The sequence below is a fragment of the Oxynema mangrovii CENA135 genome (assembly GCF_016632315.1).
GTDB classification, from domain to species: Bacteria; Cyanobacteriota; Cyanobacteriia; order Cyanobacteriales; family Laspinemataceae; genus Oxynema; species Oxynema aestuarii.
In genome coordinates, this window is record NZ_JAEOXH010000003.1 from 570008 (window position 1) to 584313 (window position 14306).

Annotated in this window: 15 protein-coding genes; 9 read left to right on the forward strand and 6 right to left on the reverse strand. The window is 52.7% G+C overall.

Features of this window, described 5'->3' with window-relative positions:
* Positions 1-64: 64 nt before the first annotated feature.
* Together JJD41_RS22055 and JJD41_RS22060 are read right to left on the reverse strand one after the other, a co-directional pair.
* Entirely contained in the window at positions 65-1315 is a 1251-nt protein-coding gene (locus JJD41_RS22055) for a M16 family metallopeptidase (RefSeq protein ID WP_200670252.1), read from the reverse strand.
* Between the two features lie 177 nt (positions 1316-1492).
* Entirely contained in the window at positions 1493-2770 is a 1278-nt protein-coding gene (locus JJD41_RS22060; RefSeq protein WP_200669642.1) for a M16 family metallopeptidase, read from the reverse strand.
* Positions 2771-3005: 235 nt separating this feature from the next.
* Here JJD41_RS22060 and clpP point away from each other — a divergent pair, with 235 nt between their 5' ends.
* Positions 3006-3611, forward strand: coding sequence for an ATP-dependent Clp endopeptidase proteolytic subunit ClpP (gene clpP / locus JJD41_RS22065; protein WP_200669643.1), 606 nt, complete (start codon positions 3006-3008; stop codon positions 3609-3611).
* Between the two features lie 367 nt (positions 3612-3978).
* Here clpP and JJD41_RS22070 read toward each other — a convergent pair whose 3' ends face one another.
* Positions 3979-4182 carry a hypothetical protein gene (locus JJD41_RS22070; protein ID WP_200669644.1) on the reverse strand — a complete coding sequence of 68 codons (204 nt, stop codon included), beginning with the start codon at positions 4180-4182 and terminating at the stop codon, positions 3979-3981.
* A gap of 94 nt (positions 4183-4276) precedes the next feature.
* Between JJD41_RS22070 and JJD41_RS22075 the strand changes: the two genes are divergently transcribed.
* From JJD41_RS22075 to JJD41_RS22090, 4 genes are all read left to right on the forward strand, one after another.
* Entirely contained in the window at positions 4277-4942 is a 666-nt protein-coding gene (locus JJD41_RS22075) for a V4R domain-containing protein (RefSeq protein WP_200670254.1), read from the forward strand.
* Positions 4939-5211, forward strand: coding sequence for a hypothetical protein (locus JJD41_RS22080; protein ID WP_200669645.1), 273 nt, complete (start codon positions 4939-4941; stop codon positions 5209-5211). Before JJD41_RS22075 ends, JJD41_RS22080 begins: the two co-directional genes overlap by 4 nt.
* 81 nt (positions 5212-5292) lie before the next feature.
* Positions 5293-5769: a globin family protein gene (locus JJD41_RS22085; protein WP_200669646.1), complete on the forward strand. Its 477-nt coding sequence runs from the start codon at positions 5293-5295 to the stop codon at positions 5767-5769.
* 85 nt (positions 5770-5854) lie between these two features.
* A complete protein-coding gene (locus JJD41_RS22090) occupies positions 5855-6514 on the forward strand; it encodes a V4R domain-containing protein (protein ID WP_200669648.1) in 660 nt (219 codons plus the stop codon).
* A 185-nt stretch (positions 6515-6699) separates the two neighbouring features.
* On the opposite strand, the gene JJD41_RS22095 is transcribed toward JJD41_RS22090, so the two are convergent.
* Positions 6700-8169: a sodium-dependent transporter gene (locus JJD41_RS22095; RefSeq protein WP_200669650.1), complete on the reverse strand. Its 1470-nt coding sequence runs from the start codon at positions 8167-8169 to the stop codon at positions 6700-6702.
* 458 nt (positions 8170-8627) lie between these two features.
* Here JJD41_RS22095 and JJD41_RS22100 point away from each other — a divergent pair, with 458 nt between their 5' ends.
* The 4 genes from JJD41_RS22100 (at position 8628) to JJD41_RS22115 (ending at position 12792) form a co-directional block, all read left to right on the forward strand.
* Positions 8628-8885, forward strand: a complete 258-nt coding sequence (locus JJD41_RS22100; RefSeq protein ID WP_200669652.1) for a hypothetical protein — start codon at positions 8628-8630, stop codon at positions 8883-8885.
* Between the two features lie 133 nt (positions 8886-9018).
* Positions 9019-10095 (forward strand): hypothetical protein, encoded by a 1077-nt coding sequence (locus tag JJD41_RS22105; protein ID WP_200669654.1) that lies wholly within the window; start codon positions 9019-9021, stop codon positions 10093-10095.
* 259 nt (positions 10096-10354) lie between these two features.
* Positions 10355-11884, forward strand: coding sequence for an alternate F1F0 ATPase, F1 subunit alpha (locus JJD41_RS22110; protein ID WP_200669656.1), 1530 nt, complete (start codon positions 10355-10357; stop codon positions 11882-11884).
* Between the two features lie 23 nt (positions 11885-11907).
* A complete protein-coding gene (locus JJD41_RS22115) occupies positions 11908-12792 on the forward strand; it encodes a F0F1 ATP synthase subunit gamma (RefSeq protein ID WP_200669658.1) in 885 nt (294 codons plus the stop codon).
* A gap of 214 nt (positions 12793-13006) precedes the next feature.
* On the opposite strand, the gene pirA is transcribed toward JJD41_RS22115, so the two are convergent.
* Entirely contained in the window at positions 13007-13417 is a 411-nt protein-coding gene (gene pirA / locus JJD41_RS22120; RefSeq protein WP_200669660.1) for an arginine synthesis PII-interacting regulator PirA, read from the reverse strand.
* A gap of 418 nt (positions 13418-13835) precedes the next feature.
* Positions 13836-14201, reverse strand: a complete 366-nt coding sequence (locus JJD41_RS22125; RefSeq protein ID WP_200669661.1) for a hypothetical protein — start codon at positions 14199-14201, stop codon at positions 13836-13838.
* Between the last annotated feature and the right edge of the window lie 105 nt (positions 14202-14306).

Sequence of the window (14306 nt, forward strand, 5' to 3'; positions counted from 1 at the left end):
GATTGCTCGACGTTGACTTTTTGATTTTAGCGGCACGAGGGGAAGGGGAACGCAGTAGCTTCCCTCAAGCGGCGGGAATTTGCACTTCGGCTAAGGCTTGGGCCGGACCGAGGAGGGAAATATAGGTTTCTTGAAAATAGCGGCGGGCCACGTCGCGGGCGATCGCGGCGCCGATCCCGGCAATCGCTTCGGTAAACTGGCGGTCGAAATCGATCCCGAGACCGAGAGTTTCGTACCAACCGAAGACTTGGGCGATTTGGGCGTTGGTTTGTTTGCCGAGGGCGTACTGTCCCAGGAGTTTGTTTTTAGAGGCTTGCAGCTCTTCGGCGGTTAATTCGGTGCTGCAGAGGCGTTCGACTTCGGTTTGCAAGCCTTTGAGGGCGATCGCGGTATTTTCCGGAGCCGTTCCCATATAGGTAACGAAGGGGGCGCGATCGAGGCGGGTGGGGTAAAACGCGGACACGTCGTAAGCTAAACCGCGTTTTTCGCGCAATTCCACGAACAGACGACTCGACAGCCCGTTACCGAGGTAAGTATTGAGCAGTTTGAGGGCGGCGTAATCTTCGAGGTTGAGATCGGAACCGTCCGGCGGGCGCACGGCGGCCCCGAGGTAGCCGACCATGACGATCGATTGCTGGGTGTCTTGGGGCATACTCAGATAGCGCGAACGAGGGCGCACCGAGGTCAAGGGGTGTGGGGCGATCGCCTCGCCGGAGGGCTGCCAGTCGCCGAAAACGGCCTCGACGAGGGCGATCGCCGCTTCCGGGTCGATCCGTCCGGCCAAACTAATCACCGTGCGATCGGGGCGAAAGTAGGTTTGATGGTACTGTTGCAGGTCTTGCCGTTGTAAGTTGGTAACGGTTTGTTCGGTTCCCAGACTGGAGAAGGCATAGGGATGGTCGGGATACATCGCCTGGCGCAGGCGATCGAAGGCGACGGTAAAGGGCTGTTCTTTTTGAGAGCGAATCCCCTGCAAGGTGAGGCGGCGTTCGAGTTCGACTTCCGCTTCCGGGAACGACGGCGATCGCAATAATTCTGCCGCCAGGTGTAACAGGTCGGGAAAATCTGCGGAGACCGCTTTGAGACTGACTAAAAAGTAATCCGGGGTGGTATCGGTACTCAGGCTAGCGCCGACGGATTCGACTTGTTCGGCAATATCGAGGGAGGACAGCCGTTCGGTGCCTTTGGTCAACACGGCGGAGAGTAAGTGAGAAAGTCCGGCTTGCTCCTGACGTTCGCAGCGACTCCCTGCTTTGATAAAGATGCGACCTGCGATAATGTCGGCGGCGGGATTCTCCGTTGCGATCGCCACCATGCCATTACTGAGAACCGCACGACAAACCCGTTCGTTCTCTGGCGACTGTTTCACGCTCTCATTCACTGCTATTTCCTTGGCTTCCTTGGTTGTGGACTGTGGTCGTTAGCATCGGTTGACGTCAACTCCCCCGCAAGACTCCGGGCAAGTTGGCGACCTCGAACCGCGATTTTTCCCCTAGACGGTGGATTCGAATGGCTTAACCGTCGTTACCGCATAATATTTAGGCGATAAATACTGACTGGCGACCCGTTGCAAATTATACGGATCGAACGACTGAATTTGTTCGGGATAGCGCACGGCCCATTGGGCGCGGGCGATCGTTTCGTAATAGCCGTACAACCCCGCCAGTTGGTTGGGGGTTTCCGTAGAAAAGGCATAATCGTTACACAACAAGCGCTTCGCCCGATTGAGTTCGATTTCGCTGACGGGTTGTTGTTGGATTTGGCAGAGGCGATCGCCGATCGCCGCTTCCACCCGATCCATCTGTTGCGGTTCGAGCCATGCCCCAATCGTAAATAAACTCGAATCGCGTTGCAACGAAAAATCGCTACTGATGGCGTGGACGAGTTCCCGTTCTTCGCGCAGTTCGCGCACTAAGCGCGAGGTGCGTCCTTGGGCGAGCAACACCGAGAGTAAATCCAAGCCGTAAGCATCGTGCAGTTGTTCGACCCCCGGCCCGCTCCACGCCATCACCAGACGCCCGGTTTCCAAACGGGGGAGGTAGAGTTCCCGACGCCGTACTTCGGTTAACGGCGGTTCGGCTTCGACTTCGACGGCCCAACAGGGTTCGGCGGCGGGAAAGTCGCTAAAAGACTGGCTGACTAATTCGATCGCCCGTTGCCGTTCGATGTTCCCGACGATCGCCACTACCATGTTTTCCGGTTGGTAGTAACAGCGATGGAAACGGCGCATCTGTTCGGGCGATCGTTCCATTAAATTCTCGATCCCTCCCAGGACCGAACGCCCGTAAGGATGTTTGACGTAGAGGGTTTCCATGAGGGCTTGAAAGGCGAGAAAATCCGGATCGTCCCAAGATTGACGGATTTCTTCTAAGACCACTTCCCGTTCTCGGTCGAACTCGTCGTGGGGAATTCCGGCGTGCAGCAGTAAATCCGCCAGTAACGGTAGGGAATCCTCGATGTAGCGATCGGCAGTGGTGATGAAAAAATGGGCGTAGTCGTGGGAAGTCGCCGCATTGGTCATGCCACCGCGATTCTCGATTTCGCGATCGAAGGCTCCCGGAGGCAAGCGATCGGTTCCTTTGAAAATCATGTGTTCGAGGAAATGTGCCATTCCGGACCACGTATCGGGTTCGCGAACGGCTCCCGCTTGCACCCACACGTCAACGACCACCACCGGAGTGGCGTCAATTTGTTGGTGAACGACGGTCAGCCCGTTGTCGAGCTTGACCACTTTTCCTGGAAAGTCTGATTGAGCCAGCAGTGATGACAAACCCCTCTATTTCAAACACTAAGTCTGTAGCAATTTAACTATCCTAACGTTTCCCGGTCGTCTTAGAAACCGGGAAACGATCGCAATTCACGGTCGAGTCGCAATTTGGGGGAATTCACGCGGCGCGATCGCGCTTCGCTCCCTTTTGTTTGACCGAACTGTCCCCACATCAAAGGCATCGCCGAAGACGACGGTTCAGTACAATTGAAAAAAGTAACGGATATAGACAGACCGCATGATTCCTACCGTCATCGAACAATCGGGTCGTGGCGAACGCGCCTTCGACATCTACTCGCGCCTGCTGCGCGATCGGATCATCTTCCTCGGACAACAAGTTGACGCCGATCTCGCCAACCTGATCGTCGCGCAAATGCTCTTTCTCGAATCTGACGATGCCGAGAAAGATATCTACCTCTACATTAATTCCCCAGGAGGTTCCGTCACGGCGGGGATGGGCATTTACGATACCATGAACCACATCGGCCCCGACGTTTGTACAATTTGCTTGGGACTGGCTGCCAGTATGGGTGCCTTCTTGTTGACGGCGGGCGCCAAAGGCAAGCGCATGAGCTTACCTCACTCCCGGATCATGATTCACCAGCCCCTCGGTGGCGCTCAAGGTCAAGCTGCCGATATTGAAATCCAAGCCAAAGAGATTCTCTATCATAAGAAACGCTTGAATAGTATTTTGGCCGATCGCACCGGGCAACCGTTAGACAAGATCGAACAAGATACCGAACGGGATTTCTTTATGTCCGCTCAAGAATCCGTCGAATACGGCTTGATCGATCGCGTGATCGATCGCAGACCGTCGGCGCAAAATCCGATCGCGAATCAGTAAAACTTCCCGTCGCTTTTGAGCGCGGATAAATGAGATCGCCGCAAAGCGGGCATTTTATCCGCCTTGCGGCGATCTCATTTATCCGTCCAAGGGATTTATACAGTCTCGAGCATCATCCTCGGTACGGCCTCACTATATGTAACAATATCGTTGACTACCAAAGAAATAAATATCAAAGAGATAAATCGAAATTCAGTGGACCTGCAGGGTCGCCATTAACGGTTAAATCTACAGTCAAACCCCCGGGATAGTTTCGGGGAGCATGGTGAACTACCACTTATATTTTTTTCTCGGAGAATTGAGCCTCGGGTCGCCCGCGATCGAAGTTAACCGAGTGTTGCAATCAAAGAGGGGGCGATCGATCGTTTTAGGTGTTCGTTCTCTTCTCTACAATATAAATATTCACTGCGAAAACGTTCGCATTGAGGCGATCGCTGGTGGCGAGCTGTTGGCAAGCTGTGGGGCGATCGCCCCGTTCCACCGGAATAGCTCTCGAAGCGGACTCCAACAGATGCCGCCACTGTCCCCACGGACCGCAGACCGAAACCGAATCGCTTTGCACTCGCAGCAAGCCCAAACCCCAATCAGGAGGTATTGAGATCGTGGTCGTTTCTAGCGCCAAAACGAGTAAAACCGCAAAAACTAAAGCCCACGCCAACGGTTCGATCGCCCATTCGGGCAAGCAAAAACATCCCAAAAAACACAATCACTACGGCTTTCAAGATTTTTTTGAATTTCAACCCGAAACTGGGAGCGTCGTTGACTGGAACGAAGCGCGCAATATCCTGACCAGTGAAGACTTTATCATCGGTCTGATCGAAGGGTTGGAAGAAGAAGTCGGCAATGCGTCCTCGGTGATCATGTACACCATCGGTTGCGACTGGGGAACCAAAGACGCCAAATTTTTTCAGCAGTGGTTTGAAAAAGAATACGATCGCGACATCCGCCAGACTAACTTGATGTTTCTGCTCGAAAGTTGGTGGTGGCCCTTTACCGCCCAAGGTTGGGGACGCTGGGAAGTCGATTTGAGCGATCGCAAGCACGGCTTCATGTTCATCAACTTGTTCGATTCTGCGGTAGCGCGGACTCTCGGCGATGTCGGCAAACCGGTTTGCTACATCTACGCGGGATTATTTGCCGGATTCTTCTCCAATTTGGTCAACAAACAGCTCAGTTGCATCGAATTGCAATGCTATTCGATGGGCGAAACCTACTGTAAATTCCTGCTCGGCAGTCAGGACCGCATCGACGCCGCCGCCTTCTGGCAAAATGAAGGCGCCACCGCCCGCGACATTCAAAAACGCTTGGAAATGGGAGAACGAGTCCATTGAACGCCGTCAATTCTTGGCAGCACTTGAGTGTCGAGGCGTTTTTCACCGCGTGCAATTGGCAAGGTCAAGCGGTTGAAGTGCGACCCAACGGGCATCGGGCTGCCCCTTCCCATAACTTAGAGATAACCGTCGGCGACTTTTTCCGTGCCCTACCGTGGGAAGGAACCCCGGAAGTCGGTTCGCTGCCCAAACCTCCGGTGATGGAGGTCATTACCGGGGGGTCGTCGGAAAATAAAGTGACCATCGACGAACTCTCGGATTTGTTTTAGGGGCGTTTCGCGAAGCGCCCCTACTTCGCGAAGCGCCCCTACAGGCGATCGCTCCCCATCTTTACTCAGTTTTGCCAGACTATGCACCCAGAGATGAAAGCCTTAATTGAAAAGGCACAAGAACAATACTTAAAATCCGACGATCTGCTCGGGTTTCGCCGTCATGTCGCCTCTCTCGCCCAGCGCCTGCAAGCTTACAAAGTGCTACGCGATCGCGAAGAAGAGATTTTTCAACCGATCGCCGATACCCTGGTCGAAGCCTTCCCCAACGAGTCTCAGGAAACCTTAGAACGGTCTTTAAAATACTGGCTGTCTGCCATGCGACATTGTGCGGCGGCAATGCTCGCTTCCGATAGCAATTATTTAAACACTCGGCTGCAGTGGCTTACTGGATTGATGGGCGCCCGCGACACCCACGAGATCGACAGCAAGATCGAGGCTTTACTGCGCGATCGCGTCGCCGCCACCCTGTCCCAAAAACAATTGGCGGTGTTCGAGCCTTATTTAAAAAAAGCCTGTCAGCAATTGTCGAAGGTCGGCGCCGACGATCGCGCCTAACCGTTTTCGACCGGGGCGATCGCGATCGATAACCTTCCCGGGCAAACGGCCATCTAATCGAGGGATTTAACGGACGATAAACGTGATGATTTCTATAGCGAACTTACTCGAAAATGAGAAAATCGGCGGTCATTATTTTGCCGCCGATACCTACGTGCGCGGCGATCTAGAATTGGGATTATTGGAAAATCGCCGGGGCGATCGCCTTTTGGCCATTCCCGATACTTTAATTGAGGCCATTTATGCCGGATTGGAACAAGAAACGGGTTCCGCAGCCCGCCTCGTTTTATTTAATTGCGGCAAATGGTGGGGAAAAAACTTTTACGTTCGCTTTTGCGAAGAAATTCAAGACTATTACGATAAGGCGATCGCCCACATGGAAATGGTCGAATTTCTCCAATGTTTTCGCGAACTGTGGAAAACATCTGGGTGGGGATTGTTCGACTTAGAAACTACTTATTACGATCGCGGTTTTTTGGTGGTTAAAATCACCAATTCCCCGTTTGCAAGCAAAGCACCGGAAAACTGGAAACGCCCGGTTTGTTTTTTAGAAGCGGGGATTTTAGCCAGCTTTTTTAGTCAGCTTACGGGTCGCGAATTGTTCTGCGTACAGACAACTTGCGAATCCCTCGGAGCCGATTGTAATCGTTTTGCGATCGGGTTGGGCGATCGCGTCAAACCTGCGGAAGCGTTAGTCGCTCAAGAATTAAGTCACGAAGAAATTATGGCGAAACTTTGCGAATAGCGATCGTGCTTTTCTCGTGCTTTTTTCATGCTTTTTTCGTGCTTTTCTGCCTCGTCGTTCGGGTCGAGTTCTCGATCGCGACGGGGGCGATCGGGCGGGTTTATTGCCCGCCTCACCCGCAATTTTTCAGCAAGTTTTCAATCGAGATCGTCCCCCAATCTCCAAAAGTCAGCCTTTTCTACTAATTAGGAATGAATCGGCGCGCGATCGCGTCCCAAGAAGACAAAAAACAACAAGACAGGAACGATAACAATGCCCCAACCAATCCCCAAAGACCAGGCGGGATAACCTTCGTAAGGAACGGCCAGGTCTTTAGAAAACTGGGTAGCCAATAACATCGCTAAGATCGTCGGAATCGCGTATTTTACCGCAAAATTCCACCATTTCCCAATCTTCCATTCGCTCACTTCATTGATATATCGTCTCAGTTTTTCCGCTCCATAAATCCACCCCACGAGAATCGATTGACCGATCCCTACAAACAGCAGGTTATAGCTAGTCAGGAAATGATCCACGATATCTAAAAAATACAGTCCCGCTCGCGTCGTGTAAATGATTCCGGCGATCGCGCCCGCCAAACAGACAATTAACGCTACTTTAGCCACGGAAAAATGGGGGTGGCGATCGAGAACTGCGGCATTTAACGCTTCAACCAGGGAAAAAGCACTGTCAATTCCCAACGAAAGAAACATCAGAAAAAACAGAAGACTAAACAAGTGAGGAAAAGGAATTAAACTTAACGCTTTCGGAAACACCACAAACGCCAAACCCGGACCGGACGCCGCCAACTCCACTAAAGGCGTATCGGTTTGCAACGCCATATAACCCAACACCCCAAAAACGACCAAACCCGCAAATAAACTCGTGGCACTATTTAATAAAGCAGTCGTCCAAGCATCTTTCACAATATCATCGGAATCATTTTTGTAACTCGCGTAAGCAATCATGACCCCAAATGCAAGGGACAAACTGTAGAAAATTTGTGAAAAAGCAGCCGTCCAAACTTCCGGATTTAATAACGCCGTCCAATTGGGTTTGAGATACATTTCCCAGCCAGCGAGAAAGCCGGGTAAAGTAATCGCGCGCAAGAACAACAGCAGCAGTAAAATGACCGGAAGCGGCACGCTATACCGGACAACTTTACCCACACTTTTCGTCCCTTTCCAAACGGAAAAGTAAATGGCTATCCAAATGACCAGCAAAGCCCCGAAAATCGACCCGTCGATCCCTCCTAAGTCGTTGACACTCGCACTCAGTTCGAGGATGCGATTGAAAAAGTAGTCTTGCGAATTGGCAGACCATTCGACGCGCACTGAAGCGAACAAGTAAAGCAAAGACCAAGCCATCACTACGGCATAGTAAGAGGTAATGATGAATGCAGAAATCAGGGCTAAGATTCCCAAACCGCTAAAGCGAGGATGTAAACGAGTATAAGTACCGATCGCCCCCTGCTGCATTTTTTGACCGATCGCAAATTCAACAATTAATAACGGAATCCCGACCAAGACTAAGGCGATGAGATAAGGAACGAGAAAGGCTCCCCCACCATATTTCCCAGCTAAATAAGGAAAACGCCACAAATTACCTAACCCAACCGCCGAACCTAAAGCGGCTAATAAAAAGGTCGTGCGGTTCGTCCAGCGTTGACGAGTCATTGGATTTACTCCAGAATAATGAAAAATTTCGTATTATATCATGAGTATGAACGATTTTTTTCGACTATAATTCTAAATTTTTTGTGAAGGTTTTCTGTTTTTTCGATCGATCTTTTTAAGCTGTTTCTTTGTTTGAAATGCTTCTACAGCCTTTTGATTTGAGATTTAAAATAATCGGTCAGGTATTTTGCTAACATCAGTGAGTATTGAGTCCGTCCGAGATTTATGTCATTAGAAATTGAGCAGCAGATTCGACAAGTAGATGACTGGATTAAAACGAATCCCGATTCGAGAGAACTCAAGATCGCCATCGCCGTTAAGTTGTCTTGACCAAGTTATCTTTACAAGGATGCTTATATCGACGGATTGGGTCAATAATGGATCGCAAGGCTTTGTCAGCAAAGTAGGGTTTTGGTTACCAAACCCCTACCGGGCGAGGGGGATTTAGGGGGATCTAAATGTCTTGCATAGCAGAGGAAAATGCTATAATTGTTATCTCAATTCAAGAAAATAATACACTTCTCGCGCATACGAACGTAGAAAATGTATCAGCTCGGGGAGAAATTGAGCCGTTGGTAGGTCGGGAGTGGAAGGTGGCGAACCAAGCGGGTGAAGAGGTTGCCTATTCGGGACTTTGCTGGACTCCGGGGAGTGTGGTGGATCGATCGCCCGACCTCACAATCAACGAACGGGGCATTTGGCAGGCTTTAAACTAAAATTTAACTCACACTGGCCGATCGCCGCCGATCTGTTCTCCGATTTGTTCTAAGGCGATCGCCCGAGTGGACGAGCTTCAAGGGTATCCTGAAAGTATTCTTCGCCGTCCTTGACCAGCATCGAGCGCGAGCAATGACCCAAACGACCCTCCTACAACTGGCCAAACAAGGTCAGCCGAAAGCGATCGCGGCTTTAATCAACAAGTCGTTGCAACCCAAAGGCATCACCGCCAAAATCTTTCTCAAAGGTGCATGTCTGCAAGTGATCTTAGAAGCCGATCGCGTTCCCAACCAACAGATCCTCGCTCCTTTTGTCAGTCAAGGTCTCCAAAACTTGGATCCGCCCTCGATTCAGGTCGTCAAAATTTACGGAGTCCAAACGGGCAGAAAGTCCGCCGCTTGGGTTGAAAAAGTGCAACTGAATGGGGCAAATCCGGGAGATCGCCCCCTTTCTTTTCCGACCACGGTGCAACAACCCCCACAACCACCAGCACCCGCCCCTGCACCGCCACCTGTCACCCCCGTGCGTTCCGCTCCACCTGCACGGGCCACTCCCCCACGTCCGGTCACTCCCCCAGCGCCACCGACGCCACCGACTCCCCCTCCCCCCGTGACGCCAGTCCCGACCCCGGCGGCGATCGACTTCGAGGAAATGAGCGCCGAAGATTGGGAAGATTGGCTGCGCGATCGCCTGCGCCTCCCGACGAAAGGCAAGTGGAGCATCGCCTACTATTACGCCCTGCCTAAATTAGCCGATCTGCTCGTCGAGTTCGTCCCCTCCTACGGGGAAGTCTCCGACGGGGTGGCCGTTCGCTATCACGGCGAATTGGCATACTTATTACTGACCCCAAAATATTTAGCCTGTTACTGGTGTCCCGATTTTTCCAGTTATGTCGAACCGGGGTTTATCATCCGATTGGATAAGATCGCTAAAATTGTCGCCAGTAAACGAGGACTGGTGGTTCATCAAAAACGATCCTCGGCCAAAGTCTATTTTACTCACCCGAAACTCGGCCATGAATTTCTCGGCGATCGCCTTTCCAAATGGGTCGCCGTCGATCGCAAACCTTGGATTGGCGGGGATATTTACGAATTAGCTTATTCCCTCTACGGGATCTTTGCCTTAGTCGTGGCGATCTCCTTCAATGTAGCCGGATTGTTACTGCTGCTTCAATATTTGTTGCAAAGCTTTATGGCAATTCCACTTTAGGGAGTAGCCAAGAGCCAAACAGTAGAATACAAGTCTTTTCTAGCGACTCAATTTTGACAGCTCACCGACCGTAGATCGAACTAAACTCTCAACTTTCAACTCTCAACTCTCTAAAATCTCCCCTCCTCAGTTAGACTGGAGTCAACGTAGTTTTTAAACAGAGCGATCGCCGCAGATGCTGCATCTCGGGGGAGTGAGCCAAGATAACCCGCCCCCACAATAGCGACAATGGCGATTTTCGTTCTCCGGTGAGGTTCTCATGAGTGAAGACGCCGACCCTCCCCCGCTCCAATCCTTACTCGATCGCACGTTCCAACCGATCGAGCGCGCCCTCGCCGACGCCGACACCGATTTAGCTTTACAAGAAGTCGGGATCGTGCGGTCGGTCGGTCACGGAATCGCGCGGATCGACGGCTTACCGACGGTCAAATCCGACGAATTAATCCGATTTCCCGATAACCTTTTAGGGATGGCCTTCGATCTCGATCGCCGCCAAGTCGGGGCGATCCTGCTCGGTGCGGGGGAATCGCTCAAAGCGGGCGATCGCGTGCGCCGAACCCGGCGAGTGTTAGACGTTCCCGTGGGTGACGGCTTAATCGGTCGGGTGATGACGCCGACCGGGGAACCCCTGGACAATCGCGGGCCGATCCAGTTTGCCCGTCGTTCTCCCGTGGAACGGGAAGCCCGCCCGATTATGGACCGCGCCCCGGTTACGGTTCCTTTGCAAACGGGCTTGAAAGCGATCGATGCCCTGATTCCGATCGGTCGCGGTCAGCGAGAACTGATTTTAGGCGATCGCCAGACCGGAAAAACGACGATCGCCCTCGATACGATCGTCAACCAACGGGAAACCGGAGTCATTTGTATTTATTGTGCGATCGGCCAGCGCAATTGGGCGGTGGCACAATTTATCGAAGAGTTGCGATCGCGCGATCGCCTCCAAGATTGTCTGGTCGTAGTCGCGGCGGCGGAAGATCCGCCGGGGTTGCAGTATATCGCCCCTTATGCGGCGACGGCGATCGGGGAATATTTTATGGAACGAGGCCGGGATGTCCTCCTGGTTTACGACGACTTGACCCGCCACGCCCGGGCCTATCGCGAACTCTCGTTATTACTGCGTCGTCCGCCGGGACGGGAAGCCTTTCCCGGGGATATTTTCTACATTCACTCCCGCTTGTTAGAGCGATCGACTCACTTGCGCGAGGAATTGGGCGGCGGTTCCCTCACGGCGTTGCCGATCGTGGAAACTCAAGGGCAAAATCTCTCGGCGTATATTCCCACGAACTTAATTTCAATTACCGACGGTCAGATCTACCTGTCGCCGGACTTATTCCAAAAAGGCATATTACCTGCGGTGGATGTCGGGCGATCGGTCTCCCGGGTCGGCGGGAAAACTCAACTGAGCGCCTATCGTTCCGTGGCGGGAGATTTGCGCCTGTCCTATTCTCAATTTCAGGAATTGGAGGTGTTTTCCCGCTTCGGCACCCGCTTAGATGAAAGTACCCGTCAAACCTTGGAACGGGGCCGCCGGGTGCGCGAAGTTCTCAAGCAACCGCCCTATCTACCGTTACCCGTCGAGGAACAAATCGCGGTTTTGTTAGCGGTGACTAACGGTTTATTCGACGAGTTGCCGTTAACGGAGATCCGACAGGCGGAAACCGCCATTCGCGATCGCCTCCGGCAAGCCGTACCGCAAGTCTGCGATCGCATTCGCGCTAACGAGGTTTTGAGTGAGAGCGATCGCCATACGTTGTTAGATGAAGCCCGTCGCGCTTTGCAAACCCTGTAAATTTCGATCGCGGAGTGGGGCCGATGACGAATATCGAGGATTTAAAACGGCAAATCGACACCAGCCGCGATTTGCTCTCGGTGGTCAAAACTATGAAAGCCCTGGCTGCGGTGAGTATTCGGCAGTACGAGAAAGCCGTCGAATCCCTCGCCGAGTACAACCGCACCGTGGAAATGGGGTTGCAGGTGGTCTTGAGAACTCAGGTGCAACCGCGATCGCCCCGTCCCAGTGCAGGCGAGTCGTTTGCGGCGGTGGTGTTCGGTTCCGATTGGGGAATGTGCGGTCAATTTAACGAACAAATTGCCAGTGTGGCGATCGCCGCGATCGATCGGCAGTCGGAGCGATCGCGCGATCGCCGGATTTTGGTGGTGGGACTGCGCGCGGCGGGGGCTTTGGAAGCGGCGGGACTCCCGGTAGACCGACAGTTTGCGGTTCCCAGTTCCGCCAGTGCGATCGCCACTTTAGTGCGCGAAATTTTGCTGGCGATCGATCCGTGGCAGGAACGGCAGGCGATCGATCGCCTGTCGTTGTTTTACAATCAATCTCGCGGCAGTTCCGCCTATCGCCCTTACCAGCAGCAAATTTTACCCCTCGATCGCCCCTGGTTGGACGGGCTTAAATCCAGCCAATGGCCGACGCGGATGCTTCCTCAGTTTACCCTCGCCCCCGATCGTCTGTTTTCGGCTTTAATTCGCGAATATTGCTTTGTTTCGCTGTTTCGCGCTTGTGCGCAATCCCTCGCCAGTGAAAATGCGAGTCGGTTGGCGTCGATGCAGATTGCCGAAAAAAATATCGGCGATCGTCTCGAAGACCTCAACGTACAGTATCAGTACGAACGCCAAAACTCAATTACCAGCGAACTGCTCGATATTGTCTCCGGATTTGAAGCTTTAAGAGAGCAATCCTGACGGCGGCGCCCCAGCGATCGCCCACCAACAAAAGCCCCCCTTGTGAAGGGGGGTTGGGGGGATCTCTGCCTCAATCTCCACATAAAAGCCCCCCTTGTGAAGGGGGGTTGGGGGGATCTCTCCCCTCGTGAGACCACAGGTCTCATCGACCCATAGAAAAGGGCGAACTCGTAGCCCGCCCTTTTCTCATAACCCATACGCATCGATCGCGGGGTTATCCAATCGAGCAAGTCAATTGCTGGGACTCTTGTTCGAGCATTTGTACCAGATGCCGATCGCCCCGTGCTTTCGCCGCTTCCAAGCGCCGTTCCAAACTGCGGCAGATGCTCTCGCGATGGGCTTTGGCGACTTCAGCCAACATTTCCTCGTGGGGGTTCTCCATGGAAAGCGCGATCGCCGCCGCCGGAACCGAGGCGGTGACTGGGGTGCGGCTGCCGAGGTCCTGTCCCGTCTGGTAAGGCACGCCGCGATATTTGAGCGTGGCAACGGGTTGGGGTACGGGAACGTGTCTCGGATAGCGCACGGTCCACGCGTTGCCGCGATATTTCCCGCCGAATTCACTTTCCATCATGTCGATCGTGGGGGGTTCGTAGTCGTAACCGATGCCGCGATAAGTCAGTTTCATATCAGGTGTCCCGTTCATATTACAGATATAGTAAAGAGAGTTTGCGACGCTAAGACAGCTTCACTTCTTTTTTCTGTATTCTATTTTACTGTTTATTTCGGATGTCAACAATCTTTAAAAAAATTTATATTAAGCGGCGCAAGTGGCGATTTTCCGTGGGTTGAGTTTTTCAGAAAAACGGAAGAACTTGGGAGAGGCGATCGCCCCATTTGCCCATCGATCTTGCGCCTTCTCCGATTTACGGGCAGATACGGCGATAAGCTCGGCGATCGCGCCGTTGACAGTCGATTGCGTTCGTGATAAGAAACAAGTTGAATTTTGTTACCAATCGATCGCCAAACTGAGAGCGAAAGTCAGGAGATCGATAAAAAAATGACCGTTCGAGGGTTGCAGAGGCGATCGCCCCTCCGGCGGCGCCTCATTTCCCTAGTAGCTTTTTGCGTAAATCTTGCAATTGTCGGCGCTTGCTGGGTTGTTTCTCTTCTTTTGCTCGTGCTTGCTTTTTGGCGATCCTCTCTTGGGTGACCACCGCCAACGTGCGCCGTTTCGGTTGGTCCGGTAAGTCAAAATTCGGCGGTTCGGGATCGTACCACCAGCGCAGGATCGACCCGCCACAACTCGCCGCGATCGCCCCCAAAGCGATACTCAAAATCGCCGAATAGCCGAGGAAGTAGAAGCCAAACATAAACAAGATCCACAGCTTCCACCCCAGGGCGATCGCCGCCGTCGTCGGATCGACCTTTTTCTTATCTTTTTCTTTGTCTTTTGCTTTTTCCTGCGCCATCCCCTCGCCCCCGTTTTGAGAAGGTCTCCCCTTGATTGTAATTTCTCACATATCCCGGAGGGGCGATCGCCTCCGTTAGCATCCGCCGCAACCCCCCACCAACAA

Coding starts and splice junctions, on each gene's coding strand:
- JJD41_RS22055 (WP_200670252.1), bottom strand. CDS start 1,315: ATGGTGGCGATCGCAACGGAGAATCCCGCCGCCGACATTATCGCAGGT.
- clpP (WP_200669643.1), top strand. CDS start 3,006: ATGATTCCTACCGTCATCGAACAATCGGGTCGTGGCGAACGCGCCTTC.
- JJD41_RS22085 (WP_200669646.1), top strand. CDS start 5,293: ATGCACCCAGAGATGAAAGCCTTAATTGAAAAGGCACAAGAACAATAC.
- JJD41_RS22090 (WP_200669648.1), top strand. CDS start 5,855: ATGATTTCTATAGCGAACTTACTCGAAAATGAGAAAATCGGCGGTCAT.
- JJD41_RS22095 (WP_200669650.1), bottom strand. CDS start 8,169: ATGACTCGTCAACGCTGGACGAACCGCACGACCTTTTTATTAGCCGCT.
- JJD41_RS22100 (WP_200669652.1), top strand. CDS start 8,628: ATGTCTTGCATAGCAGAGGAAAATGCTATAATTGTTATCTCAATTCAA.
- JJD41_RS22105 (WP_200669654.1), top strand. CDS start 9,019: ATGACCCAAACGACCCTCCTACAACTGGCCAAACAAGGTCAGCCGAAA.
- JJD41_RS22110 (WP_200669656.1), top strand. CDS start 10,355: ATGAGTGAAGACGCCGACCCTCCCCCGCTCCAATCCTTACTCGATCGC.
- JJD41_RS22115 (WP_200669658.1), top strand. CDS start 11,908: ATGACGAATATCGAGGATTTAAAACGGCAAATCGACACCAGCCGCGAT.
- pirA (WP_200669660.1), bottom strand. CDS start 13,417: ATGAAACTGACTTATCGCGGCATCGGTTACGACTACGAACCCCCCACG.
- JJD41_RS22125 (WP_200669661.1), bottom strand. CDS start 14,201: ATGGCGCAGGAAAAAGCAAAAGACAAAGAAAAAGATAAGAAAAAGGTC.